Origin of the sequence: Methyloversatilis thermotolerans (assembly GCF_000372885.1) — a bacterium.
GTDB classification, from domain to species: Bacteria; Pseudomonadota; Gammaproteobacteria; order Burkholderiales; family Rhodocyclaceae; genus Methyloversatilis; species Methyloversatilis thermotolerans.
On record NZ_KB889967.1, the window covers coordinates 2,709,747 to 2,734,374 of the forward strand.

At 67.4% G+C, this 24,628-nt stretch carries 24 protein-coding genes; 12 read left to right on the plus strand and 12 right to left on the minus strand.

From position 1 onward, the window contains the following. The first annotated feature begins 263 nt into the window (after positions 1-263). Positions 264-884, plus strand: a complete 621-nt coding sequence (locus tag A3Q7_RS0112120; RefSeq protein WP_018412157.1) for a 3'-5' exonuclease — start codon at positions 264-266, stop codon at positions 882-884. Between the two features lie 46 nt (positions 885-930). Here A3Q7_RS0112120 and A3Q7_RS0112125 read toward each other — a convergent pair whose 3' ends face one another. Beyond that, positions 931-1,647: a flagellar brake protein gene (locus A3Q7_RS0112125; protein WP_018412158.1), complete on the minus strand. Its 717-nt coding sequence runs from the start codon at positions 1,645-1,647 to the stop codon at positions 931-933. Between the two features lie 354 nt (positions 1,648-2,001). Here A3Q7_RS0112125 and A3Q7_RS0112130 point away from each other — a divergent pair, with 354 nt between their 5' ends. Continuing rightward, positions 2,002-3,834, plus strand: coding sequence for a carbamoyltransferase family protein (locus tag A3Q7_RS0112130; protein ID WP_018412159.1), 1,833 nt, complete (start codon positions 2,002-2,004; stop codon positions 3,832-3,834). A gap of 110 nt (positions 3,835-3,944) precedes the next feature. After that, positions 3,945-4,721, plus strand: coding sequence for a YkgJ family cysteine cluster protein (locus A3Q7_RS0112135; protein WP_018412160.1), 777 nt, complete (start codon positions 3,945-3,947; stop codon positions 4,719-4,721). On the opposite strand, the gene A3Q7_RS0112140 is transcribed toward A3Q7_RS0112135, so the two are convergent. After that, entirely contained in the window at positions 4,710-5,822 is a 1,113-nt protein-coding gene (locus A3Q7_RS0112140; protein ID WP_018412161.1) for a VIT1/CCC1 transporter family protein, read from the minus strand. The genes A3Q7_RS0112135 and A3Q7_RS0112140 overlap by 12 nt on opposite strands. Before the next feature lie 299 nt (positions 5,823-6,121). Between A3Q7_RS0112140 and A3Q7_RS0112145 the strand changes: the two genes are divergently transcribed. From A3Q7_RS0112145 to A3Q7_RS19860, 6 genes are all read left to right on the plus strand, one after another. After that, complete coding sequence (locus A3Q7_RS0112145; RefSeq protein WP_018412162.1) at positions 6,122-7,570, plus strand: aldehyde dehydrogenase family protein; 1,449 nt, start codon at positions 6,122-6,124, stop codon at positions 7,568-7,570. A 112-nt stretch (positions 7,571-7,682) separates the two neighbouring features. After that, on the plus strand, positions 7,683-8,579 hold the full coding sequence (locus A3Q7_RS0112150; RefSeq protein ID WP_040570690.1) for a transporter: 897 nt from the start codon (positions 7,683-7,685) through the stop codon (positions 8,577-8,579). Positions 8,580-8,628: 49 nt separating this feature from the next. Beyond that, entirely contained in the window at positions 8,629-10,344 is a 1,716-nt protein-coding gene (locus A3Q7_RS0112155; protein WP_018412164.1) for a GMC family oxidoreductase, read from the plus strand. A gap of 63 nt (positions 10,345-10,407) precedes the next feature. Then, positions 10,408-10,800 (plus strand): c-type cytochrome, encoded by a 393-nt coding sequence (locus A3Q7_RS0112160; RefSeq protein WP_018412165.1) that lies wholly within the window; start codon positions 10,408-10,410, stop codon positions 10,798-10,800. Between the two features lie 103 nt (positions 10,801-10,903). After that, on the plus strand, positions 10,904-11,833 hold the full coding sequence (locus A3Q7_RS0112165) for a LysR family transcriptional regulator (protein WP_018412166.1): 930 nt from the start codon (positions 10,904-10,906) through the stop codon (positions 11,831-11,833). Then, positions 11,778-12,764, plus strand: a complete 987-nt coding sequence (locus A3Q7_RS19860) for a LysR family transcriptional regulator (RefSeq protein WP_198289170.1) — start codon at positions 11,778-11,780, stop codon at positions 12,762-12,764. Before A3Q7_RS0112165 ends, A3Q7_RS19860 begins: the two co-directional genes overlap by 56 nt. A gap of 50 nt (positions 12,765-12,814) precedes the next feature. Here the strand turns inward: A3Q7_RS19860 and A3Q7_RS0112175 are convergent, their stop codons facing one another. The 8 genes from A3Q7_RS0112175 to A3Q7_RS0112210 all read right to left on the minus strand — a co-directional run bounded on the left by A3Q7_RS0112175 (position 12,815) and on the right by A3Q7_RS0112210 (position 20,861). Next, on the minus strand, positions 12,815-13,633 hold the full coding sequence (locus tag A3Q7_RS0112175; RefSeq protein WP_018412168.1) for an HpcH/HpaI aldolase/citrate lyase family protein: 819 nt from the start codon (positions 13,631-13,633) through the stop codon (positions 12,815-12,817). A gap of 61 nt (positions 13,634-13,694) precedes the next feature. Then, positions 13,695-14,882 carry a CaiB/BaiF CoA transferase family protein gene (locus tag A3Q7_RS0112180; protein WP_018412169.1) on the minus strand — a complete coding sequence of 396 codons (1,188 nt, stop codon included), beginning with the start codon at positions 14,880-14,882 and terminating at the stop codon, positions 13,695-13,697. Between the two features lie 60 nt (positions 14,883-14,942). Then, complete coding sequence (gene citF, locus A3Q7_RS0112185; protein WP_018412170.1) at positions 14,943-16,481, minus strand: citrate lyase subunit alpha; 1,539 nt, start codon at positions 16,479-16,481, stop codon at positions 14,943-14,945. 14 nt (positions 16,482-16,495) lie between these two features. Next, entirely contained in the window at positions 16,496-17,245 is a 750-nt protein-coding gene (locus A3Q7_RS0112190; protein ID WP_026224759.1) for an SDR family oxidoreductase, read from the minus strand. A 2-nt stretch (positions 17,246-17,247) separates the two neighbouring features. Continuing rightward, positions 17,248-18,687: an aldehyde dehydrogenase family protein gene (locus tag A3Q7_RS0112195; protein WP_018412172.1), complete on the minus strand. Its 1,440-nt coding sequence runs from the start codon at positions 18,685-18,687 to the stop codon at positions 17,248-17,250. 247 nt (positions 18,688-18,934) lie between these two features. After that, positions 18,935-19,492 (minus strand): flavodoxin, encoded by a 558-nt coding sequence (locus tag A3Q7_RS0112200; protein WP_018412173.1) that lies wholly within the window; start codon positions 19,490-19,492, stop codon positions 18,935-18,937. Between the two features lie 143 nt (positions 19,493-19,635). Continuing rightward, positions 19,636-19,962: an excalibur calcium-binding domain-containing protein gene (locus tag A3Q7_RS0112205; protein ID WP_018412174.1), complete on the minus strand. Its 327-nt coding sequence runs from the start codon at positions 19,960-19,962 to the stop codon at positions 19,636-19,638. A 41-nt stretch (positions 19,963-20,003) separates the two neighbouring features. Beyond that, positions 20,004-20,861, minus strand: a complete 858-nt coding sequence (locus A3Q7_RS0112210) for an SDR family oxidoreductase (RefSeq protein ID WP_018412175.1) — start codon at positions 20,859-20,861, stop codon at positions 20,004-20,006. A 177-nt stretch (positions 20,862-21,038) separates the two neighbouring features. On the opposite strand from A3Q7_RS0112210, the gene A3Q7_RS0112215 reads away from it, so the two are divergent. Then, positions 21,039-21,398 carry a winged helix-turn-helix transcriptional regulator gene (locus A3Q7_RS0112215; RefSeq protein WP_018412176.1) on the plus strand — a complete coding sequence of 120 codons (360 nt, stop codon included), beginning with the start codon at positions 21,039-21,041 and terminating at the stop codon, positions 21,396-21,398. Between the two features lie 59 nt (positions 21,399-21,457). Here the strand turns inward: A3Q7_RS0112215 and A3Q7_RS0112220 are convergent, their stop codons facing one another. Both A3Q7_RS0112220 and A3Q7_RS0112225 read right to left on the minus strand, forming a co-directional pair. After that, positions 21,458-22,294: a TOBE domain-containing protein gene (locus A3Q7_RS0112220; RefSeq protein WP_018412177.1), complete on the minus strand. Its 837-nt coding sequence runs from the start codon at positions 22,292-22,294 to the stop codon at positions 21,458-21,460. Between the two features lie 326 nt (positions 22,295-22,620). Then, positions 22,621-22,842 (minus strand): hypothetical protein, encoded by a 222-nt coding sequence (locus tag A3Q7_RS0112225; protein ID WP_018412178.1) that lies wholly within the window; start codon positions 22,840-22,842, stop codon positions 22,621-22,623. Between the two features lie 391 nt (positions 22,843-23,233). On the opposite strand from A3Q7_RS0112225, the gene A3Q7_RS0112230 reads away from it, so the two are divergent. Continuing rightward, on the plus strand, positions 23,234-24,178 hold the full coding sequence (locus A3Q7_RS0112230) for a demethoxyubiquinone hydroxylase family protein (protein ID WP_232418067.1): 945 nt from the start codon (positions 23,234-23,236) through the stop codon (positions 24,176-24,178). 43 nt (positions 24,179-24,221) lie between these two features. Next, complete coding sequence (locus tag A3Q7_RS0112235; RefSeq protein ID WP_018412180.1) at positions 24,222-24,614, plus strand: DUF4149 domain-containing protein; 393 nt, start codon at positions 24,222-24,224, stop codon at positions 24,612-24,614. Positions 24,615-24,628: the final 14 nt, after the last annotated feature.

Here is a 24,628-nt window from a genome sequence, read left to right on the forward strand (position 1 = left end):
GGGGAGTGGGAGTGAGCGGGCTTGCCCGCGATGCAGCTTCGGACGAAGCCGTCGGCTCGCTCAGGCTGGTAGCCCTCACCCGGCGCTGCGCGCCACCCTCTCCCGCTGATGCGGGCGAGGGTCACATCGACGACGGCGCCCGACTCCCCTCTCCCACATCAGTGGGAGAGGGGCCAGGGGTGAGGGCGAGCGGGCTTGCCCGCGATTGAGCCTGGAACAAAGCCAGCGGTCGGCGCAAACCGCATCGCGACTGGAACCCAACCATGAAGAAGACCGGACCGAACAAGAGCGAAACCGATCAGATGCCCGCTTTCGAGGGCCTGACACTGACGCAGGTCTTCCTGCCCGCGAGCGCGGACGACGTCGCTCGCGCGGTTGCGGCGGTGCGCGCGGCCGGCGTGGCGGGTTTCGATACCGAATCGCGGCCGACCTTCCGGCCGGGCGAAATCAGCACCGGTCCGCATGTGGTGCAGTTCGCACTGGCTGACCGCGCGCTGCTGTTCCAGCTTCATCACGCGGCCTGCGAACAGGCGGTGCGCGAGCTGCTGGAGGACGAGGCGGTCGTGAAAGCCGGCTTCGGGCTGAGTGCCGACCGCAGCCAGATCCGGGCGCGCCTGGGCGCGGACATGCGGGCGGTGCTCGATCTCGACCACCTGTTCCGGCGCCGCGGCTATATCAGTTCGCTCGGTGTGCGCGCCGCAGTGGGTCTGGTGCTTGGCCGGAATTTCCGCAAGTCGAAATCAGTCACCACCTCCAACTGGTCGGTGCCGCAACTGAGCGACGCACAGAAGCTTTATGCGGCCAACGACGCCTATGCCGCGCTGTGCGTGCTGAACGCGCTGGCACCCTCGGCGGACGAACTGGCGCTCGCGCAGCGGCGATGAGCGGCGCGGCCCCTCCGGATGCGGCGACGTTGCCCGCATGCAGGGGCTAGAGCCGTCGATGCGGCGCCTCGACCAGGTGCTGGTAGACGAAGCTCTTCAGGAAAATGCTGGTCTGCGCATTCACGTCGCAGAACTCCACCCCCCAGGCCCAGCCGCCGTCGGCCGCCTGATGGCGGTTGCGCGTGAGCGCATCGACCAGCAGACGCGTGCGCACCTGATGGATGTCAAGCACCATTTCAAGCTGTATGCGCGAGCCCACCTCGCCCGCCCCTTCCCACTCACGGACTTCGGCGCCGGTGGCGCTCAGGTTGATCACCTCGGTCGACACCGGTGTGTCCATCATGACGCGCCCCTGTATCGAGGTCGCGATGCGTTCCGCGTTGCGGATCTGGCGTACCGAAATGCGTTTGGGAAATTCCAGGTGCAGATGCTCGTAGGGATGGACCGACCTTCTCAGCACGAATGTAGTGAATCCGTAGGCGTGCCGGCCGGCGAAGGTGCGTACGCCCAGCGCATCGCCCTCGATCGGCGGTCCGGCCCACGCCCGGGTATCCGGCATGGTCACCAGCACGCTCTGATCGGCAAGGTAGCCGATCAGCCTCACCACGGCAGCGGTCGTCCCCAGCTTGGGCGGCGGCTCCAGGATCATGCGGTCGCCTATCTTCAGCCCGAGGTCGGCGAAAGCGAGTGCGGCGGCCTGGGTTTCGGCGCCTTCGACCTGTTGTGCCGCCGCTTCGATGATGCCCGCTTCGTTGTTGTCCATGGAATATCTCCCGGATGGCTGACGGCCCGCCACGACACGGCGGGACGGGCGGCCTGCCTCGTGCTCGGTCAACAGCGGGCAGGCGGCGGCGTCCTCGCATGCGAGTGCGCGTGTCGCGAAATGTTTCAGCAGATTACGGCGATTCTGAGCGGGTGCTTTATGCAAACCGAGCAAAGTTTTGCATCGCGAAGCGGGCTTTCCGCACGGTCGCCGCCCCCTCAGCGCCGGCTGTGGAAGAATGGCGCGGTGACCTCGACCGCCCGCCCCTGTTCATTGCCTGCCGCCATGCCCGGCCGGAGACCGCGCGCTGCGTACCGCAAACCGCGTCTTGCTGTCGACGACGCGAGCTGAGGCATGCGGGTTCTGGGCATTTCCTACGGCCAGCACGACGCGGCGGCCAGCCTGGTGGTCGATGGCGACATCGTCGCCGCGGCGCAGGAGGAACGTTTCACGCGGCGCCGGCACGACGCCGGATTTCCGGTTCACGCCATCCGGTTCTGCATGGAACAGGCCGGTGCCTCGCCCGGCGATGTCGACATTGTCGCCTTCCACGAAAGGCCGTTACACCGCTTCGGACGGCAACTGGTGCATGGACTGTCCGCGGCCATGCGCGGCAGGCTGTCGGCCGCGCGCGAACTGCCGCCCCGCCTGCTGCAATCGCTGACGCGTCGCCGGTCCCTGCTGGCGGAACTGCGCTCGCACTGGCCGGAGGTCGACTGGGCAGCGCGGCTGCGCTTGTGCTCCCATCAGCTCAGCCACGCGGCAGCCGCCTTCTATCCCTCGCCCTTCGACGAGGCGGCGGTCCTCGTTGTCGATGGCGCCGGCGAATGGGCGACCACCTCGACCGGGCATGGCTGCGGTCGCGACCTGCATCTGACGGCACGGCAGTATCACCCGCACTCGCTCGGCCTGCTGTATTCCGCGCTGACCCGTCATGCCGGCTTCCGGCCCGATTCCGGCGAATACAAGGTGATGGGGCTCGCGCCGTATGGCGAGCCGCGCTATGCGCGCGCCCTGCTGGACCATCTGGTGGATGTGCGCGAGGACGGGTCGTTCCGGCTGGACATGGGACATTTCGTCGAGCACGGCGATCACCTGCTGACCAATGAGCGCTGCCATGGGCTGTTCGACGGTCCGCCGCGTTCGCCCGAAGGACCGCTCACGCAGCGCGACATGGATCTGGCCGCATCGCTGCAGGCAGTGACCGAATACATCGTGATGCGCCTGGCCGGCCACGCGCGCAGGACGACCGGACTGCCCGCGCTGTGCCTGGGCGGTGCGGTCGCGCTCAATTGCGTGGTCAACGGGCGGCTGCTGCGTTCCGGCGTGTTCGAACGCATCTGGGTGCCGCCGGCACCGGGCGAGGCGGGCTCGGCCATCGGTGCCGCGCTTGCCGTGACGCATCTCGATTTCCGGGGACCGCGCGTCGTGCAGCCGGACGATGGCATGCAGGCGAGCCTGCTCGGACCGGCCTTCGAACAGGGCGACATCGAGCGTCGCCTGCGCGCGGCGGGCGCCGTGTTCGAGGCACTGCCGCAGGACGACATGATCGAACGCACCGCCCGCGCGCTTGCCGACGGCATGGCGGTGGGCTGGCATCAGGGTCGCATGGAATTCGGGCCGCGCGCGCTGGGCAACCGCTCGATACTGGCCGACCCGCGTTCGCCGCACATGCAGAGGCAACTGAACCTGAAGGTGAAGTTCCGCGAATCCTTCCGTCCCTTCGCGCCCAGCGTGCTGCGCGAGGATGTAAGCGACTGGTTCGAATTCGACGAGGACAGCCCCTACATGCTGCTGGTCGCCGATGTCGCCGAAGCGCATCGCCGGCCGCTGGGGCAGGCACAGCGCGCGCTGTCGGGGCTGGACCGGCTGCACCTTGCGCGCTCCGACATTCCGGCGGTGACCCATGTCGACAACTCGGCGCGCATACAGACGGTGGATGCCTCCCGCCATCCGCTCTACCACCGGCTCATCGCACGCTTCAAGGCGATCACCGGATGCCCGGTACTGGTGAACACTTCATTCAATGTGCGCGGCGAACCCGTTGTGAACACCCCGGAAGACGCGTTTCGCTGCTTCATGGGCAGCGGACTGGACCTGCTCGTGGTCGGCAACTGCGTGATGGAAAAAGGCCGGCAGGACCCCGCGCTGGCCGTGGATTACCGGGCGGACTGCGCACCGGATTGAGGCGGCTGCGCCTCGTCGGTCGTCACGCAACGGAAACATTGCGCCAGATCAAGGCGCCACGGCAAGCGATGCGGCACGGTCGGCGACTCAACCCTTCCCTGCGGCAAGCGATGAGGCGCCGCCACCGCACCATGAGCCATGCCGACAACCTGAGCTATTTCCGCAGCCGCCAGGCGGCTTTTGTCTCGATCGTCGCCGAATGGCGCGACCGGCCCGGCATGAATCGCGCCTTGCTGGATGACGCCTTTTCCGATTTCGAGGATGTGCTGGCCGAGCGCCTCAAGCGCGCGCAGCGCGTCGCCTGCGACCGCGGCTGCGCCACCTGCTGCACGATACGCGTCACCGCCACCGCGCCCGAGGTACTGAACATCGCCGCCCACCTGCGCGAAGCCGATCCGGAAGTGTGCGGCCGGCTGGTGTGGCGCATCGCCGAAGCGGACTTCGAAACCCGCGATGCGGACGAATCCGGACGCGTCGCGCTGCGACGCGCATGTCCTTTCATCGACGACGACGGTGCCTGCGTCATCTACCCGGTGCGGCCGCTGGCCTGCCGCGGACATGCCTCGCACGACAGGCAGGCCTGCGACCGCGCGGCCTGCGGCGAAATCGCGGCAATCCCCTATTCGATCGAACACCGCACCGTGCGCAGCCTGGTGCAGAACGCGCTGCAATCGGCCTTGCGCGACCACGGCCTGCCCTGGGCTTCGTACGAACTCAATCACGCCCTCATGCTGGCGCTGGCCGACCCCGAACTCGAACAGGCCTGGCGGCAGGGACTGGACGTTTTCGCCGATGCCCAGGTCGACGACGTGAGTCCGGCTGAAATGGCCAGCGCCTTCGACATGCTCAAGCGGGCGCGAACCGCGTCGTGCGACTCAGGCCAGTGACACGCCGATCAGTGCGCCGGTGCCATAGGTAACGCCGGCCGCCGCCACGCCGACCAGCACCTGGCGCAGGACCGAGCGCAGCGGCGGGCGACCGCTGACCAGGGCGGTCGCCAGCCCGAGTCCGGCGAGAGCCATCGCCGACAGAGCGGCGCTCCATGCCATGCCCGGCACGCCGTGAGTGAAGAAGAAGGGCAGCACCGGAAACAGCGCGCCGGCAGCGAACAGCACGAAGGACCATGAGGCCGCACTCCACGGATTGCCGCCCAATTCGGCCGGGTCCAGGCCCAGTTCCTCGCGCACCAGGGTATCCAGCGCCGAGTCGCGGTCGCGCATCAAACCGGCCGCCACGCGTTCGGCGTCGTCGCGCGCCAGCCCCTTCGCCTGGAAGATGAGCGCCAGCTCGCGCTGTTCCGCTTCCGGCATTTCCTCCAGTTCCTGCGCCTCGCGTTCGATCTGCGCCTGCGCGAACTCGCGCGCATTGGTCACCGACAGCCACTCGCCCAGCGCCATCGACACCGCGCCGGCCACCAGACCGGCCAGGCCGGTGAGCAGTATGGTCTGTGCGGTCGCGCCGGCACCCGCCACACCCATCACCAGGCAGAGGTTGGATACCAGACCGTCGTTGGCGCCCAGCACCGACGCGCGCAGATCGTTGCCCGAGCCGCCACGGTGCCAGCGCTCGCCGCGCGCGATGGACGGGCCGCTCATGCCGCGCGACCGCCTCTCGGCCGCCTGCAGCACCGCGGCATGCGAACGTTCCTCGGCGGACAGCACCGCTGCGTCGGCCTGGCGCGCGTACTTGTCGCGATCGGCCACTTCCGCCTCGACCACCGATGGCAGCACGAAGCCGGTGCCGAAGCGCCGCGCCAGCGCGCCCAGCAGGCGGGTGCGCAGGCTGGGCCGGAAGGGCTCCGCGAGTTCGCCCGCCGCCTGCAGCTTGCCCCGCCAGAGTTGCGCATGGGCCGCTTCGGCTTCCGACAACTGGCGGAACAGATCGCGCCGGGCCGGGTCGGATTCCGCCTCGGCCAGCGCGGCATACAGCGCCGCGCCATCCAGTTCGTCCTGCAGATTGTTGCGGTAGCGGTCGTTCTGGGCGGTCATCGCTTGATCAGCCGGAAGGTCGTGTGCAGGAATCCGCTCGCCCGGACTTGCTCGGGATGCGCTGCGGCCACGCCATCATGCCGCGCTCGCGGCACACTGCCCCAATCATATTTTTTAAGTATCGATTTAGGCTTTTCAATATATTGGACCAACAGTCAGATGATGGCTACAGTGTCCTGAGTCATGTAGACGACCGTGCCCGCACGGCGCCCATGCCCCGCCTGCGCGATGCCTCCCGCCGCCGGCACTGACACCGAACATAAATGCCAAGCGATGGCATCGACTAGAGGAGATGGTCCGTGAGCACTTCCAACCCTTCTTCGCACCCGGTTCTCGACCAGGATTTCCATCTGCTGATCGACGGACAGCTCGTACCGGCGACGGAAACATTCGAGGTGTTCAATCCTGCGAACAACCGGGTGATCGCCCGCGCACCGGCGGCCTCGTCGGCACAGATGGAACAGGCGATCGCCGCCGCGCGACGCGCCTTCAAGGACTGGTCCCGCCGTCCCTGGGCAGAGCGCTCCGCCTGCATCCAGCGCTATGCCGACGCGCTGGAGGCGCGCAAGGAAGAGTTGATGGACCTGCTGACACTCGAACAAGGCAAGCCGCGCCACACCATGGCCAGGTCCGAAGTCGAGGCTGCGATCTACTGGGTACGCGAGGTCGCCAAGCGCTCGTTGCCGACCGAGGTGATCGAGGACACCGACCAGCACGTGGTCGAAGTCGCGCACACGCCGCTCGGCGTGGTGGGTGCGATCACGCCGTGGAACTTCCCGGTGCTGCTCGGGCTGTGGAAGGTGGCGCCCTGCCTGGTCACCGGCAACACCATGGTGCTCAAGCCCTCGCCCTACACACCGCTCACCTCGCTGTTCTTCGGCAGGATCGCGCAACAGGTGCTGCCGCCCGGTGTGCTGAACATCGTGTCGGGCGGCAACGAACTCGGCCAGCAGATGACCGAACACCCCGATATCGCCAAGATCAGCTTCACCGGATCGACCGCCACCGGCAAGCGCGTCATGTCCAGTTCGTCGTGCAATCTGAAGCGGGTGACGCTGGAACTGGGCGGCAACGATGCCGCCATCGTGCTGGCCGACGCCGACTGGCAGGCCATCATTCCCGACCTGTTCTGGGCCGCGTTCGGCAACTCGGGCCAGTGGTGCATCGCCATCAAGCGCCTGTACGTACACTCGAGCATACAGCCTGAGTTCGTGCGCGCCTTCGTCGACTATGCACGCAGCAAGCGCGTGGGTGACGGCATGGATGCGCAGACCGATCTCGGTCCGATCCAGAACCGCATGCAGTACGAGAAATTGTTCAGCCTGTTCGAGGACACCCGGCGCAATGGCTACACGGTGCCGCTGGGTGGCCACATCGACCAGACGCAAGCGGGCAATTTCGTACCCGTCACCATCGTGGACAACCCGCCCGAGGACAGCCGCATCGTCAAGGAAGAGCCGTTCGGCCCCATCCTGCCCATCATTGCGTTCGACGACGTCGAGGATGTGATCGCGCGCGCGAACGACACTCCCTTCGGCCTGGCCGCATCGGTGTGGACCGGCGACCGCGACAAGGGCATCGCGATCGCCCGGCGTCTCGACGCCGGCACGGTGTGGGTGAATGAAATCCACATCCATGGCATAGACATTCCGTTCGGCGGTCACAAGCAGTCCGGTCTGGGTGTCGAGAACGGCCACGAAGGCCTGGCCGAGTTCACGAATACCAAGACTTACATGTTCAGGAAGTAGTCCCCACCCACCCCTGCAGCGACCCACCGGGAAAGGCGCGGCCTTACCCGGCAGGGCCCGCTCGCGCCCAGAAAAGCACGACACAACACAGTCAAACCAGGAGGAGTAACCCATGTTGTCCCATGCCCCCGCCCGGCGCACCCTTTCGTCATCCCTCATGGCTGCGCTGGCCACCCTCTGCCTGAGCGCGCCTGCGCACGCGATCGACGTCGATGCCGGCGACTACGAACCGGCAGCGCCCGGCACCAATGTCGCCCTGCTCTATCTGCAGCATGCACGCAACGACGGACTGTATTCGAATGGCGACCGGCAAGCCGGCAACAACCGCCTCAATACCGATATCGGCATTTTCCGCGCGGTGCATTTCATGGAAATCGGCGGCATCGTGGCCGATCCGCAGATACTGATTCCATTCGGTCGCGTCGCCGGCAAGGGCGACACCTCGGGTCTGGGCGACGCCAGCGGCATCGGGGATCCCATCCTCGCCGCAACCTTCTGGGTGCAGAACGACCCGGTGAACAAGGTCTACACCGGCATCACGCCCTATCTGTATGTGCCGATCGGCAGCTACGACCGCAACGACGCGCTGAACCTCGGCGAGAACCGCTGGAAATACAACCTGCAGGTCGCCCATGTGCGCCGCTTGTCCAAGGACTTCTCGCTCGACCTGGTCGGCGACGTGATGCTGTATGGCGACAACACCGATTTCGGTGCCACCGGACAGCGGCTGGAACAGAAGCCGCTGGTGCAGGGGCAGGTCTGGCTGCGCTACCACCTCAGCCCGACCGCCGATCTTCGTCTGCTGTTGTCGCACACCGTCGGTGGCGAAACGAAGATCGATGGCACCCAGCAGAACGACGAACGCCGCACCACCAAGTTCGCGGTCGGCGGATCGGTCTTCGTCGGTCCGAAGACCCAGCTGCTCGGCATGATCGGCCGCGACGCGAGCGTGGAACAGGGCTTCCGCGAAGAATCGCGCATCAATGTCCGGATCCTTCAGGTGTTCTGATCCGTCCCCACCCCACAACCAGATCCGATCTCACGGAGGAGACCCCGTCATGAGCTCTACCACCAAGGAACTTGGCCTGGCACTGGACGAATACCGTGCCGGCCGCCTCACCCGCCGCGAATTCCTGAGCCGTTCGGCCGCGCTCGGCATTTCCGCCGGCATGGGCCTGTCGCTGGCGACGGTGTTCAGCAACGAAGCCTTCGCGCAATCGACCCGCGAGCGCGAGGCGGTGGACGCCGCCTACGACTACATCATCGTCGGCTCCGGTTCGGCCGGTTCGGCGCTGGCCTACCGCCTGGCCACGACGACCGATGCCCGCATCCTGGTGCTGGAAGCAGGGGGCGACGACAACGTGCCGGAGATACACGATCCGCGCAAATGGGCCCAGGTGCTCGGCACCCGCGCGTCGAAGTGGTTCTCCACCACCAAGCAGCCATTCACCGCCAACCGCGTGCATAGCTGGCCGCGCGGCAATGTGATCGGCGGCACCAGTTGCCTGAATGCCATGATCTACGCGCGCGGTCATCACAGCGATTTCGACAGTTGGGCCTATGCCGGCTGCGCCGGCTGGGACTATCGCACGGTGCTGCAGCACTACAAGGACTTCGAGAATTACGAAGGCGGCGCGAATGAATATCGCGGCGTCGGCGGTCCGCTGCAGGTGACGCGTCCACAGCCCTCGCTGCGTCACCCCGGTGGCCAGATGTTCATCGATGCGTCGAAGGCGCTTGGCTACAAGGAAACCGATGACTTCAACGCAGCGACGATGGAAGGTCCGGCCTGGGTGAACTTCACGATCAAGGATCAGCGCCGGCAATCGACCGGCGTGGCTTTCCTGAAGCCGGCCATGGCGCGCAAGAACCTCACCGTGCTGACCGAAGCGCCGGTCACCCGCGTTCTGGTCGAGAACGGCCGCTGCATCGGTGTCGAATACCTGCACGCAGGCAAGCCGCGCACGGTGCGCGCCGATCGCGAGGTGGTGCTGTCCGCCGGCGCGATCGACACGCCGCGCATCCTGATGCTGTCCGGCATCGGACCGCGCGACCACCTGAAGTCGGTCGGCATACGTTCGACGCAGCATCTGCCCGGCGTCGGCCAGAACCTGCAGGACCACGTGCTGGGTGGCGGACCGAACTACGAATCGCCGAGCGCGCTGCCGGAATCGAATTACAACGCCTCCGAGGTCTACATGTGGGCGCGCTCGGACAACCGTCTGCCGGCACCCGACATGATCACGCTGTATCTGAACATTCCGTTCTCGACGCCGGCCTTGCCGATGAAGGGCATCAAGAACGGATGGTGCGTATTGTCCGGACTTGCACGTCCGACCAGCACCGGCTTCATCAAGCTGAAGTCGAACAAGCCGGGTGACGCACCCATCATCAATCCGAACTATCTCGCCACCGATCATGACCGCCGCGTGTTTTCGCGCGCCACAGAAATCGCGCGCGAAACCGCGCTGCAACAGGCGTTCGCGGACGTGCGCGCGAAGGAATGGCTGCCCGGGCCGAGCGTGCGCGCGGGCAGCAGCGAGTGGCAGGACTTCCTCGCCAAATCGGTGAACACCTTCTTCCACCCCACCTCGACCTGCAAGATGGGCGTGGATGACATGTCGGTGGTCGATCCGGAACTGAAGGTGTACGGCGTGCGCAACCTGCGCATCGCCGACGCCTCCATCATGCCGACCATCACCACCGGCAACACCAATGCGCCCTCGATCATGATCGGCTGGAAGTGCGCGGAAATGATGCGCGCGACCGGCTGACGCTGGCGCTCCTGCGGGTCGGCGCCCTTGCCGGCCCGCATCTGTTTCGATCAGGAGTACTGCATGAAGGACCTGCCCTTGCGACGCATGGTCGCCTGTTCCCTGTTCAGTGTTCTGTTGCCTGCCATCGCACACGCCGATCCGGCTGCAGTCGAACGCGGCAGGGAAGTGTTCAAACTGTGTGCCGGCTGTCATTCGGTGGACAAGGACGTCACGCTGTTCGGGCCGTCTCTGCACGGCATTGCCAATCGCCCGGCCGGCCGGCTCAAAGGCTACGAATACTCCGACGCGCTCGCCGCCGCCCGCTTCCGCTGGGATGCGAAGAACCTGACGCGCTGGCTGGAGGACGAGCCGAAGAACATGGTCGAAGGCACGCGCATGGAGTTTCCCGGCATCACCGACCGCAAGGCGCTGGCCGATCTGGTGGCCTATCTCATGTCGCTGAAGGGCCGCTGAGCGGATCGCGCGCGGTGCGCCGTCCCACAGGACCTGCCGACTGGGGCACAATCGGCCGGGCAGTGCCTCCGCCACGCCGACATCTCCGCCTCGACCGCCCACCATGGAACTGCGCCACCTCCGTTACTTCCTGACCGTGGCCCAGGAGCTGCACTTCACGCGTGCCGCCGAAAAGCTGGGCATAGGCCAGCCACCGCTGAGCCAGCAGATCAAGCAGCTCGAACACGAACTGGGGGTGACGCTGTTCCATCGCGAAACGCGGTCGGTGTCACTGACCGAGGCCGGTCGCGCCTTCATGCCACATGCCCAGGCAGTGCTGCGCGAGGCGGACCAGGCGGTGCTGGCGGCGCGGCGCGCCGCGCGCGGCGAACAGGGACAGATCCGCATCGGTTTCACCAGCGCCTCCTCGTTCAACCCTTCGGTGCCGGCCATCATCAGCGGCTTCCGCGAACGCTATCCGGAAGTCGAAATATCTCTGGTGGAACAGGCGACCGAAGCACTGGTGAATGCACTGGAAGCGGGCCAGATCGACATCGCCTTCGTGCGCCCGACGCAGGGCCAGCGCGAAGGGCTGGTCACGCGCGCGCTGCCGGCGGAACGCCTGTGGCTGGCGCTGCCCAAGCGCCATCCGCTGAGCGGGCGGAGCGCGCTGCGGTTGATCGAACTGGCCAACGACATGTTCGTGCTGTATCCGCGACTCAACGGCAGCCTGCTGTACGACTCCATCATCGCCGCCTGCCGCAACGCCGGCTTCAGCCCGCGCATCGCGCAGGAAGCCCCGCAGATGACCTCGACCGTCAATCTGGTGGCGGCCGGCGTCGGCATCGCCATCGTGCCCGAGTCGATGCGCCAGTTGCACCCGGAGGGCGTGGTCTACGTGGAGATCGAGGATGACACGCCGCCTGCGCTGCTGTGGGTGGCACACACGCGTTCCAGCCGCGTTCCGCCGATGACGCTCAATTTCATGCGACATGTCGATGACTATCTGGCACGCATCGAGGCAGGCGTCGCGGCACATCGCGATCGTGCATGAGGCCGCCATGCTGCCCGACCTGGTAAGTCTCGCCCTGTTCCTGCGCGCAGTGGAAAGCCGCAGCCTGTCCAAGGCGGCACGCGAAAGACATCTCGCGCTCGCCGCTGCATCCCGCCGCATCGCCATCCTGGAGCACTGCTACGGCACGCAACTGCTCTACCGCTCGGCCAAGGGTGTGGAGCCCACCCCCGCCGGCAAGGCACTCGCCTTCCATGCGCAGAAGATACTGGGACAGGAGCAACTGCTGCGTGCCGAGCTATCCAGTTATTCGCAGGGCGTGAAGGGACACGTGCGGATACAGGCCAACACATCGGCCATCACCCAGCACCTGCCGCGCGATCTTGCCGTGTTCTCGCACCGCTATCCCGAGGTGAAGATCGAACTGGTGGAAAGCCGCAGTCACGTGATCAACCAGAACGTGCGCGAGGGCAGGACCGATATCGGCATCGTCATGAGCGGCGACACGCTGGAGGGCATCAGCTATCTGCCCTACCAGCAGGACAGGCTGGCCGCCGTGGTGCCACGCGGACATGAGCTGAAGTCCAAGACGGTGCCGTTCGCGAGAATCCTCGACTACGACCTGGTCGGTCTGGACAGCGACACCGCGATGATGCGGCTGCTGCTGCAGGCCGCGGCCGACCTGTCGCGACCGCTGCGGCTCAGCGTCGAGGTGGCCAGTTTCGAGGCGGTGTGCAAGTTCGTGCAGGCCGGCGTCGGCATCGGCGTGCTGCCGGAGAACGCCGCGCGCAATTTCGCGAAGGAGATGGGCCTGCGCATCATCAAGCTGACCGATCGCTGGGCCACGCGACAGATGCTCATCTGCTTCCGCGGCATGGATGCGCTGCCGCTGGCCGGACGCAAGCTGGTGGAACTGCTCGCCGATCCGGACACCGAGCAGAGGCTCTCGCCGCGCGACCAGGACGGCGGCTGACCGGGTCGCCGCAGCCGGCACGCGCGCGGCGCCGGACCGGCGTGGTGCACTCAGTCCGACCCGTGGCGGGCCTCCACGCCGGCTGCGGCGAGCACGGCACGCGCGCGCGCCACCAGCGGTCTGTCTATCATCTGGCCGTTCAGGCGGACCGCCGCACCCGCAGCGTTCGCATCGGCAACCAGCACCTCGCGCGCCCAGCGCAGCGCCTGTTCGTCCGGCCGCAGGCAGCGTGCCACCGTCGGCAACTGGCGCGGATGGATGCACAGCTTGGCGCCAAAGCCCAGGCGCCGGGCGCGCAGCGTTTCGCGCTCCAGACGCGCCTCGTCGTCGAGCGCGACGCACACGCCATCCACCGGTGCCGCGAGTCCAGCCAGCCGTGACGCCAGCACGAGCGGGACACGCAGCGCATCCAGTTCTTCGTCCGCGCAGCTCATGCCCAGATCGAGCTGAAGGTCTATCGATCCGAACACCAGACGTTCGACCCCCGGCGCTTCGGCAATGCGCGCGACCTCGGCCAGGCCGCGCGCGGTTTCAATCAGTGGAAGCAGTGGCAGCGACGGATATTGCGCGTGCAGACGGCGCAGGCTGTCGGGCGATTCGGCCTTGGGCAGCATGAGCGCCGACACCCCGGGCAGATGAAGCAAGGCGACGTCGTCGGCGAAGTGCGGCGTGCCCTCGGCGTTGATGCGCAGCACCGCGCGTCCGTCCCGCTGCAGCCAGCTCGCAGCGGCGGTGCGCGCCGCCGCCTTGTCGGCGTCGGCCACCGCGTCCTCGAGGTCGAGGATGACGGCGTCGGCACCGCTGGCCAACGCCTTGGCGTATCGGTCCGGCCGATGACCGGGCACGAAAAGATAAGTCAGATCCGGCATGTCGTTTCCTGGTGGCGCACGTCAGCGTCGGCCCGGCGGTCGACGCGTTGGCGCCAGCGCTTCAGATCGCTGCGTCGGCGCGCAGCCTGTCGATGGACGATGCGAGGCCCAGCTCCGCCAGGATGGCCTCGGTGTGCTGACCGACCGCAGGCACCGGATCCATGCGTGGCGAAACGCCTTCGGGCAGCGCTGGCGGCAGCAGCGCAGGCACCTCACCGGCCGGTGTCATGACCGAACGGAAGCGTCCGCGCGCATGCAACTGCGGATGCGCCCACACGTCCTTCATCTCGTTCAGACGCGCGTTGGCGATCTGTGCGCGATCCAGCCGCGCCATGACTGCCCCGGACGTGAGCGTCGCGAACACGTCGCGTATCCGGGACTCGACCTCTGCGCGCGCCTCGTGGCGCAGGACATTCGAGGCATAGCGGGGGTCGTCCGCCAACGCGGGCTGCTCGAGCACGACTTCGCAGAAGGACGCCCACTCACGCTCGTTCTGCACGCCGAGCAGCACGGTCAATCCGTCGCCGGTCTGGAAAGGACCATACGGACAGATGGTGGCGTGCGCGGCCCCGGAACGGCCGGGCGGACTGGCGCCGTCATACGCGTAATACAGCGGATAGCCCATCCACTCGGTCATGGTTTCGAGCAGCGAAACCTCCACCCGGCTGCCCAGACCGGTGTGCTGGCGCTGGATCAAGGCCGAGAGGATGCCGCTGTAGGCATACATGCCGGCCGAAATGTCGGCGATGGAACAGCCGGCCTTCGCCGGTTGGTCGCCGTCGCCGGTGATGGACAGGAATCCGGATTCACCCTGGATCAGCAGGTCATAGGCCTTCTTGTCGCGATAGGGACCGCCATCGCCATAGCCGGAAATGTCGCACACGATCAGGCGCGGAAAATCGTCATGCAGGGCCTGGAAGGACAGGCCCATGCGCTCGGCGGCACCGGGCGCGAGGTTCTGCACGAACACGTCGGCCTGCGCCAGCAAGCGATCGAGCACGGCACGGGCATCCGGATGCTTCAGATCCAGGGTCAGGCTTTCCTTCGAGCGGTTGACCCACACGAAATGTGACGCCATCCCCTGTACGCGCCGGTCATAGCCCCGCGCGAAATCACCGCCGCCCGGGCGCTCGATCTTGATCACGCGCGCCCCGAGATCGGCGAGATGCCGGGTACAGAAAGGGGCCGCGATCGCATGCTCCAGTGCGATGACGGTAATGCCATCCAGCGGTCTTGTCGTGTCGTTCATATGCCGCACCACAGCTCAGTTGAACAGCGGGCGCGAGGCGCCCCCTTCGCATGCCACGCCTCACGCAAGCGTGCGCACTACATCGATCACCGATCCGTCGCGGTACTCGACCACCGCCGCAACACGATCGGTCTGTGGAGGCGGGCGTCGCAGGCCGGCCTCGGCGCGCGCGGCGGCGATCAGCGCATCGATCTCCAGCACTTCCACGCCATGCCCGATCAGCCGCTCGCGCAGCTCGCCGCGCAGAGGATTCACCGCAACGCCGGCCTCGGTCACCAGCACATCCACCGTTTCGCCGGGTGTGGTGACCGTGGTCACCTGATCCACCACCTTGGCGAATCCGCCACCCTTCAGCTTGGTGGTAACGATGGCCAGCTTGGCGCCGGCCGCCGTGTCCGCATGTCCGCCGGATCCGCCCAGGATGACACCATCGGTGCCGGTCGTGACATTGACATGAAAATCGCGGTCCACTTCCGCCGCACCGAGGATGACCACGTCCAGGTTGTTCACCACCGGACCGCAGGTGTGCGGATTGGCGTACAGCGAGGCCGACATGCACTGGTGATCGACATTGCGGCGATAGGAATCCACCGCCTTCAGGTCGAAGCACTGCACATCGAACAAGGACCGGAACAGGCCGGCCTCGAACATGTCGACCAGGTAGCCGGTGATGCCGCCCGACGCGAAGCTGCCGCGTATGCCGCGCTCCACCATGATCTGGCGCAATTCGTCGGCAACCGCGAGCGAAATGCCGCCGGCGCCGGTCTGGAAGGAAAAGCCTTCCTTCAGCAGTCCGGATGCCGCGACCACCTGCGCGGTGCGGTGCGCGATGGCGAGGCCCACCGGGTCCTGCGTTGCACGGGTCGTTCCCGACGCGATGCCTTGTGGGTCACCGATGCGATCCACCCGCACGACGAAATCCACCAGGTCCTGGGTGATGTCCGCGGGTGATGCCGGGTAGGGAACGAGATGATCGGTGATGGCGACGACACGACGCGCGAAGCGCGCATCCACCATGCCATAGCCCAGCGTGCCGCAGGCCGAGGGCCCCTGCACGCCATTCAGATTGCCACTGGCATCGGCCGCTGGCGCCGCGATGAATGCGACATCCACCGTGATGTCGCCCGACTCGATGGCGCGCGCGCGGCCGCCGTGCGTCATCATGATGACCGGCTCGCGCAGCGCGCCGCGCACCAGCGCTTCGCCGAGCGGGCCACTGATATAGGTCGCGCTCAGCCCGCCCACCACCCCCGAGGCGATGTGTTCGATGATGGGCGCATGCACCGGAAAGAAGGAGCTGGCGGCGACACGGATGTCGCGCAGGCCGCGGCGGGCGATTTCCGCCAGCACCCTGTTCATCACATGGTCGCCATTGCGCAGATGGTGGTGGAAGGAAATGGTGTCGCCATCCTTCAGCCCGCACGCGTCGATCGCCGCGGCGACGTCCGGCAGCAGCTTGCTCGCCTCCGGCTTCGGGCCGCTCACCGTGCGTCGTATCTGCACTTGCCCGTCGGGGGCGCCATAGGCGCCGAGGTAGGGCTTGACGACCCGGTAGCCCGGAATGTGCTCGGGCACCTGCCGGCCGATGGAATTCAGCATCGCGCGACTCGCCCTTATACGATGCGGCCGCCATCGACCGGGAACTCGACGCCGGTGATGAAGGCGGCTTCGTCCGATGCGAGGAACAGCGCGGCGTTGGCGACATCCTGCGATTCGGCCAGACGGCCGAGCGGAATGCTGGCCAGGAATTTCTGGCGGTTTTCGGGCGTGTCCGGCATGCCCATGAAGGCTTCCAGCAGGCCGGTCGCGCCCATGACCGGACAGATCGCATTCACGCGTATGCCGTCCGGGCCGAGTTCGGCCGCCATCGACTTGGACAGCGTATTCACCGCACCCTTGGACGCGTTGTACCAGGTCAGACCGGGACGCGGACGGATGCCCGCCACCGAGCCCACATTCAGGATGACGCCCGCGCGTCGGGCACGGAAGATGGGGAGCACGGCGAAGGTCATGTGATAGAGCGACTTCACGTTCACCGCGAAAATGCGGTCGAAGGTCGCCTCATCGACATTCAGCAGCGGCTGGTTGCGATGGGTGGTGCCGGCGTTGTTCACGACGATGTCCAGCGTACCGAAGCGATTCACGCACTGTTCGACCAGCGCCTCGATGTCCTCCTTGCGACTCACGTCGCAGCGCACCGCGATCGCGTGATCCCCCAGCTCGGACGCCAGCGCCTGCGCGCCTTCCTGGTTGATGTCGGCGATTGCCACGCGCGCGCCATGTTCGACATAGGTCCGGGCGATGGCGGCGCCGAAGCCGGACGCCGCGCCGGTGACGATGGCCACCTTGTTCTGCAGTCTCATATTCATTCACCGTGGAATTGGATGACAGTCTTGGTCGTACTGACTTCTTCGAGCGCCAGCAGACCCTTTTCGCGGCCGTGGCCGCTGCGCCGGGTGCCACCGAATGGCAGTTCGACGCCACCGCCTGCGCCATAGGAATTGATGAACACCTGGCCGGCGCGCACAGCGCGCGCCATGCGCTGCTGGCGACCGCCGTTCTCGGTCCACACCGCTGCGATCAGACCGTAGGGTGTGCCGTTGGCGATTGCGACGGCATGCGCTTCATCGCGGAACGGAATGACGCTGAGCACCGGTCCGAACACCTCATCCTGCGCCAGGACCGCATCCGGCGCCACCGGGCCGAACATGACCGGGCGCACGAAGAAGCCGCCGGCAGGCAGGCCGTCCGCCAGGCTGCCCTCGGCGAGCACCGGCACGCCGGCGGCGCGCGCGTCGTCGATGTAACGCTGCACGCGCGTGCGCTGCGCGGCATTCATCAGCGGGCCGCAGTCCAGATCCATGTCCGGCGTTCCGACCTTCACCCGCGCAAAGGCCTCGGCCACGCGCGACACGCAGACGTCATAGATGGATTCCTGCACCAGCAGGCGACTGCCGGCGGTGCAGGTCTGCCCGGCGTTCTGCACGATGGCACGCACGATGACCGGCACCGCGCGCTCGAGATCGGCATCGTCGAACACGATCTGCGGCGACTTGCCGCCCAGTTCGAGCACGCATTTCACCGGCGTATGCGCGGCGGCGGTCTGGATCAGCGTGCCGACCTCGTTGGAGCCGGTGAAACTGATGAAGTCGATGTCGGGATGGGACGCCAATGCCGCGCCCGCTTCCTCACCCAGACCGGTCACCACATTGAGCGCGCCGTCCGGCAGCCCGGCCTGCTGCGCGATGCGCGCGATGTACAGCGCGGAATAGCTGGTGTCCTCCGCCGGCTTGAGTACCGCGGCGTTGCCCATGGCCAGGGCCGGCGCCACCGAGCGGCCTATCATCTGCGCCGGATAGTTCCACGGCACGATGTGCGCCGTCACGCCCAGTGGCTCGCGCAACAGGTTCACCGTATAACCGTTCAGGAAGGGAATGACCTCGCCATGCACCTTGTCGGCGGCGCTGCCGTAGAACTCGAAGTAGCGCGCCAGTACCTGGATGTCATTGCGTGCGGTGGTGAGCGGCTTGCCGGTGTCCAGCGCCTCCAGTTGCGCCAGTTCTTCCGCGTCGTCGAGGATGCGCTGCGCGATGCGCATCAGCACGCGACCGCGCTCCAGTGCGCTCATGCGCCCCCATTCGCCGGCGCGCGCCGCCTGTGCTTCCGCCACCGCGCGATCGACATCCGCCTTGCCGCCGCGCGGCACCTGGCCGATCACTTCGCCGGTGGCCGGATTCAGCGACGGAAAGGTTTCGCGGGTCGACGCCTCGACGAACCGTCCGCCTATGAACATCTTGTCTATCATCTGCTTCGCCCCAGAGTTTGCGTGCCGGGCGCATGACAGCGCCCCACCCGGTTTCGAGTGGAGGTGCGACGACGCGTTCGCCCTCGCACGGCACCGGACGGACGCATCTTAGAGCGCGGGAAGCCTTCGCCGGAATTGATATCTGGTCACGCCAGATTTCGCAGAATGCGAACACTAAAAACGCGAAGCCGCTGGCCGCAGGCGGCACCGGCAGCCCGTCTCAGGACGGTGCGGAAGGAGCAGGGTCTCAGGCGACCTGGCGCAGCCGCTCGACCAGCAGCGGCTTCACCTGCTCCAGCCAGGCGTCCAGCCGCGCGTCGGTATGCATGCCCTGGGTGCGCTGGTCGATCACCAGACCGACGAAGCGGCCATCCACCACCGATGCCGAGTGCTCGAACACATAGCCCTCGGTGCTCCAGTCGCCCACCAGTTCGGCGCCGTAGCCGGCGAACACCTCGTGCAGCCTCTTCAGCGAACTGGCGAAGCGTTCGCTGTAGCGCTCCTGCGCGCCCAGTCCGTACAGGGCGATGCGCTTGCCGCGCATATCGGTACCCGCCGGCATCTTCGCCAGGAACTCCTCCCAGTTCGCTTCCAGGCAGCCCGCCGTGCGCCCGGGTATCTGCCCGACGCCATAGCTGGGGGTGCCGAGGATGAGTGCGTCGTACTGCAGCAGATCGTCCGCTTCGATGCGATTCACATTCACCGGCTTCGCCGCCAGCGCATCGCCCAACCGGGCGTGGATCTTCTTGGCCACCAGTCGTGTGGTGCCGGTTTCCGTTCCGAAGAAGATGCCTATCTTGTCCATCGCTCACCTCGTCCATGCGTGACGACGCCTTTGTCGCAGGGCATGCGACAAAGGCGACAGAATCGGTCGGATGCGCGCCGGGCGGCCGGGTCGTGGCCGGCCGAAGCGCGCGCGGACGGACGATGCAAGAAGCGTGCTGCGCGTCAGCGCCGGCGGAAGGGCTCGCAGCCGATGCCGTCGCCATCGCGATCGAGATGCGGGCCGTAGCCCGGTTCGCCCGCGCGCACCGGCGCGGCCCCGGCCGCGCGCGCCTCGCTGCAATTGCGGAACGGCCGGCTGGCGGACGCGGCGCCGGCATCGGCATCGGCCGGGCGCGGCGTCGCCGCCGCGCGGTGGCAGTGATAGTCGCCGGTCTTGCGGTTGTGGTGGCAGCCGTCGGCATCCAGCCCGCCGGAATGGGCATGCGCCGCCGCGCTGGTCATGAGGGCCAGCGCGATGCCGAGCACGGACGTGTGGCGGACGGCGGACATGGGCGCGACACAGAAGGGCGAGCGCCCATTCTATGCGGCGTTCAGCCGTTCACCGCGCCATCCATCAGCACCGCCAGCGGCGTGGTCGGACGTCCGATCAGGGTACTCAGCGCACGGCCGTCGTCGAACAGCGCGCCCTGCGCGGCGCCGGTATCGGAATCCGCCAGCAGTTCGGCCAGCGGCTGGGGCAAGCCCGCACCGAGCAGCGCGTCGAGGAAGTCGGCTTCGCTCAGATTCACGTACGGAATGGCGCGCCCCGCCTGCCGGCCCAGTTCGGCCGCGAAGTCAGCGAGCGTATAGGCGTCGTCGCCCGCCAGTTCGTACACCTTGCCGGCCTGGCCGTCCTGCAGCAGCACGGCCGCCGCCGCTTCGGCGTAATCGGCACGCGCGGCCGACGCGATGCGGCCATCTGCGGCGCAGCCGATGAACACGCCGTGCTGCAGCGCCGCCGGTACGCTGGCGAGATAGTTTTCGGTGTACCAGCCGTTGCGCAGGATGACCGCCGGCAGGCCGGATTCGCGCAGCAACTGTTCGGTGGCGCGGTGTTCTCCCGCCAGGCCCAGCGGCGAGCGGTCGGCGTGCAGCAGGCTGGTGTAGGCGATCAGGCCGACACCGACCTCGCGCGCCGCCTCGATCGCGTTGCGGTGCTGAGCCACGCGCCGGCCGATTTCGCTGGACGAGATCAGCAGCAGCTTGCGCGCGCCACGGAAGGCGGCCAGCAGCGTGGCGGGCCGGTCGTAGTCGGCCTCGCGCACGAGTACGCCACGCGCCGCGAGATCGGCGACCCTGGCCGGATTTCGCACCGCGGCAACGATGCTTGCCGGATCGATGCCGCGATCCAGCAAGGTCTGGATGACAAGGCGGCCAAGCTGGCCGGAAGCGCCGGTGATGACGATCATGGCAGGACTCCTTCAGATGGAATGGATGAGGTGAGCCACCTTATCGCCTATACTTACTTTTCGTAAGTACGCACCTGAAAGTTAGTTATGGCGAAGTCCACATCGACCGCTGTCTCGCCCGCCCCGTCCGCCGGTCCGCATTCCGGCACAACGGCCCCACCGGATCTCGAGGACGCATTGAGCGCGCTGCGGCGCGGCAACGTGCTTGCCGCACTGTGCCCGTCGCGCCAGGTCCTCAATGACGTCACCAGTCGCTGGGGCGTGCTCGTGCTGCTGGTGCTCATGGGCGGCACCCACCGTTTCAGCGAGCTGCGGCGCAGGATAGGCGGCGTCAGCGAGAAGATGCTGGCGCAGACCCTGCAGGCGCTGGAGCGCGACGGCTTCGTGGCGCGCGTGTCCTTTCCGGTGGTGCCGCCCCATGTGGAGTATTCGCTGACGGAACTGGGCACCCAGGTCGGCACGCGGGTGAACGAACTGGTCGGCTGGATAGAAGGCAATCTGCCGGCCATCATGGCAGCGCGCGAAGACCGGCGCTGACCCGCCCCGGGCTACCCGGCCGCCGTTGCGGGCCAGGCGGCGGCCGCTGTCGCGCGCGTTCAGTCGAGCAGAACGAACAATACGGCGCTCGGCGCGAAACAGGCGCGCACTTCCAGCCCCGCGCGCAGGCGCAGCCGGCGCGCCGTGTCCTTGTCCACCACGGCCGCGACCGACTGGGCACTCGGCAATGCGATCACGATTTCGTCATTCAGCCGGCCCGACTCGATGCGCGCCACGGTGCCGCGCAGTTCGTTGCGCAGCCCCGCCGGCGCGGGATCCCCGGCCGCAACCACCTGCATGACCGACGCCTTCACCAGCAGCATGAGGTGCATGCCTTCGCTCATCGCGAGCTGCTGGGTGCTTTCGTGGGTGAGCGATCCGATCAGCGACAGCCCGCCCGGCAGCACGACATGCACTTCGTCCAGGTGATCGTGACGACGCATGCCCGCCACCTGACCGCGGAACACATTGCGTGCGCTCGAACGCAAACCGAGCCGGGACAGCAGTTCGCGCTCGTCGCCGAGCCGGTCCAGCGCGCCCTCCAGCCGCTCCAGAAAGCGACGATGTTCGCGTTCGAGCAGGCGGTAGGTTTCGATCAGCCGGTGCCCGCGTTCGGTCAGCCGCGTGCCGCCGCCACCGCGCCCGCCGACGACGCGCTCGACCAGCGCCTCGCCGGCCAGATTGTTCATCCCATCTATGGTGTCCCAGGCGCCGCGATAGGAAATGCCCAGCTCGCGCGCCGCCCGGTTGATCGATCCATATTCCGCGATCTTGGCCAGCAGGGCGATGCGCGGCTGCCCGCCAAGCTGCTCGCGGCCCACGGTGAACCACAGGCTGCCATCGATGGACAAGCGTGCCGGATCCGTCTGCGTGTGCGTACTTCCAGGTTCTGTCATGCGCCGGTAAGGCTTCGGGAATGAAGGACGGCGCGCATCCGGAAGGCGGACGCGCGTGCGTGCGCGGCCCGCCGGACGGCCTGTCCCGGACCGGGGCAGGCACGCGGTCGCGACGGCCGCAAGCCCTCATCGTGGCATGGATGGAACGGTGTGCAATCGCGCGAGCGAGCGCACGCTGCCCGCGCGGCGAGCAGGCAGACGGAAGGGAGAGCGGTGCCGGCGCCGCGTCACGGGACGCAGCGTCGGCAGACATGGGCGACGGCGCGCGGCCGCCGCTCAGCGACAGGACGACATCGGCCGGACCGCCAGCGGGTGCGGGGCGCGCATCAGGCGGCCGCCTCGACCGGCGGTTTAACGCGCAGCCCGGTCAGCACCTGTTCCGCCTGCACCGCGGCGCGCGAGCCATCGAAGGGCTTGCCGTACAGCACGCTCCAGATCAGGGTGGACAGGGTTTCCTCCAGCTTGGCGGCATCTTCCGCACTGACATAGGCGCCGGCGGGCGCACCGCTGGCCGTGTCTTGATCGATGCTGTAGGTACGAAGCGTCATGGCAGGTCTCCTTCTGGCGTTGGCGGCGCGGGCTAAAAGGCGACGCCGGCGGCGTTCGAACGCGCCGCCGGCGCCCAATCATTGCAAGCTCGACCGCCGGCCCGCAGCGGCCTGAATGCATCCCCGCCCCATCGGGCGCAGGCACGCGGCCACCGGAACCGGCTGTGTCGAGTTGCGACAGACACGACAAGATCGACATGAAAACATGCCTCACACCGGACTCCAGCAAAAATTGATCCATATCAATACACCGCGTCGCGGCCCGTGATTACCCACCACCGCGTCGCACAGCCGGCACCGGCGGAACCCGGAGGCGGGCGCCATCGTCCATAGCGTCAGCCGCGCGACGCCCTCCGGTCGGCGCGCCCTGTCCGCTTCGTGACGAGGAATGATGGTGACTACGCCCGACAAGCCGGAACCGCTGACGGTGCTCTACGACGGCGCCTGCCCGCTGTGCCGCCGCGAAATCGCCCATGTGCGGCGCCTCGCGGACAGCCGCGGCAACTGCGCGCTCGACTTCATCGACATCAGCCACGACAACGCCTGCCTGCCCGCCGAGCGCGCGACGCTGCTTGCGCGCTTACATGTGCAGCGCGCCGACGGCTCGCGTCTGGATGGCGCGGCCGCCTTTGTGGCGATGTGGCAGCGCCTGCCCGGCTGGCGCTGGCTGGCCCGCCTCGCGCGTCTGCCCGGCGCCCTGCCATTGCTGGAACTGGCTTATCGCGGCTTCCTGCGCATCCGGCCCTGGATGCAGCGCGCGGCGCGCAGGCTCGATCATCCGGATGGCGATACCGCCGGACGCGGTGCCGCGGCGCTGTCAGCGCACATCGAGCGCGAATTGCGCTCGGACCACGCGGGTGAAACCGGCGCCATCCATATCTATCGCGGCATCGTTGCGGTGGCGCGCCGACGCGGCGACCACGCCCTGCTCGATTTCGCGCGCAGGCACGGCGAAACCGAAGCCGGACATCTGGCGCTGATCGAAAGCTGGCTGCCGCCCTCGCATCGCAGCCGTCTGCTCGGCGCATGGCGCGTGGCCGGCTGGCTCACCGGCGCACTGCCGGCGCTGTTCGGGCCGCGCGCCGTCTACGCCACCGTTGCGGCGGTGGAAACCTTTGTCGACCGTCATTACCAGCAGCAGATCGACCATCTGCGCACCCATGCGGGCCCGGAAGGGCTGCTGCCCGCGCTGCTGCGCTGCCAGGCGGATGAATGCGCGCATCGCGACGAAGCAGCGGCGCTGAGCGACCACCGTCCCGGCTGGCCACTGCGCATCTGGTGCGCGCTGGTCGGCCGCGGGTCGGCCGCCGCCGTGACGCTGGCGCGCCGCGTGTAGCGCCCTCGACGGCTCACCCACGCCCCACCACACCGGACACCCCATGCTCGAAATCGCCTGCCTCCTGTCGGTCGCCCTGCTGTTCGGCGGCATGCTGCTGTTCTCGGCCGGCTTCGCCGCCGCGCTGTTTTCAGCGCTGCCGATCGACATGGCGCGCCGCACGCTGCGGCACACCTTCCCGCACTTCTACCTGTACGTGATCGCCAACGCCGGCCTCGCCGCGCTGCTCGCCTGGCCGCGCGACACCCTGTCAGCCCTGCTGCTCGCGCTGATCGCGCTCACCACGTTACCGACGCGACAGGTGCTGATGCCGGCGATCAATGCGGCGACCGACGCCGGGCAGCACGGCCGCTTCAAGTGGCTGCACGGCCTGTCGGTGCTGGTGACGCTGGCGCACATCGCGCTCGCCGGCGTGGTGCTCGCACGCTTCGTCTGAAGCAGCGCCACACC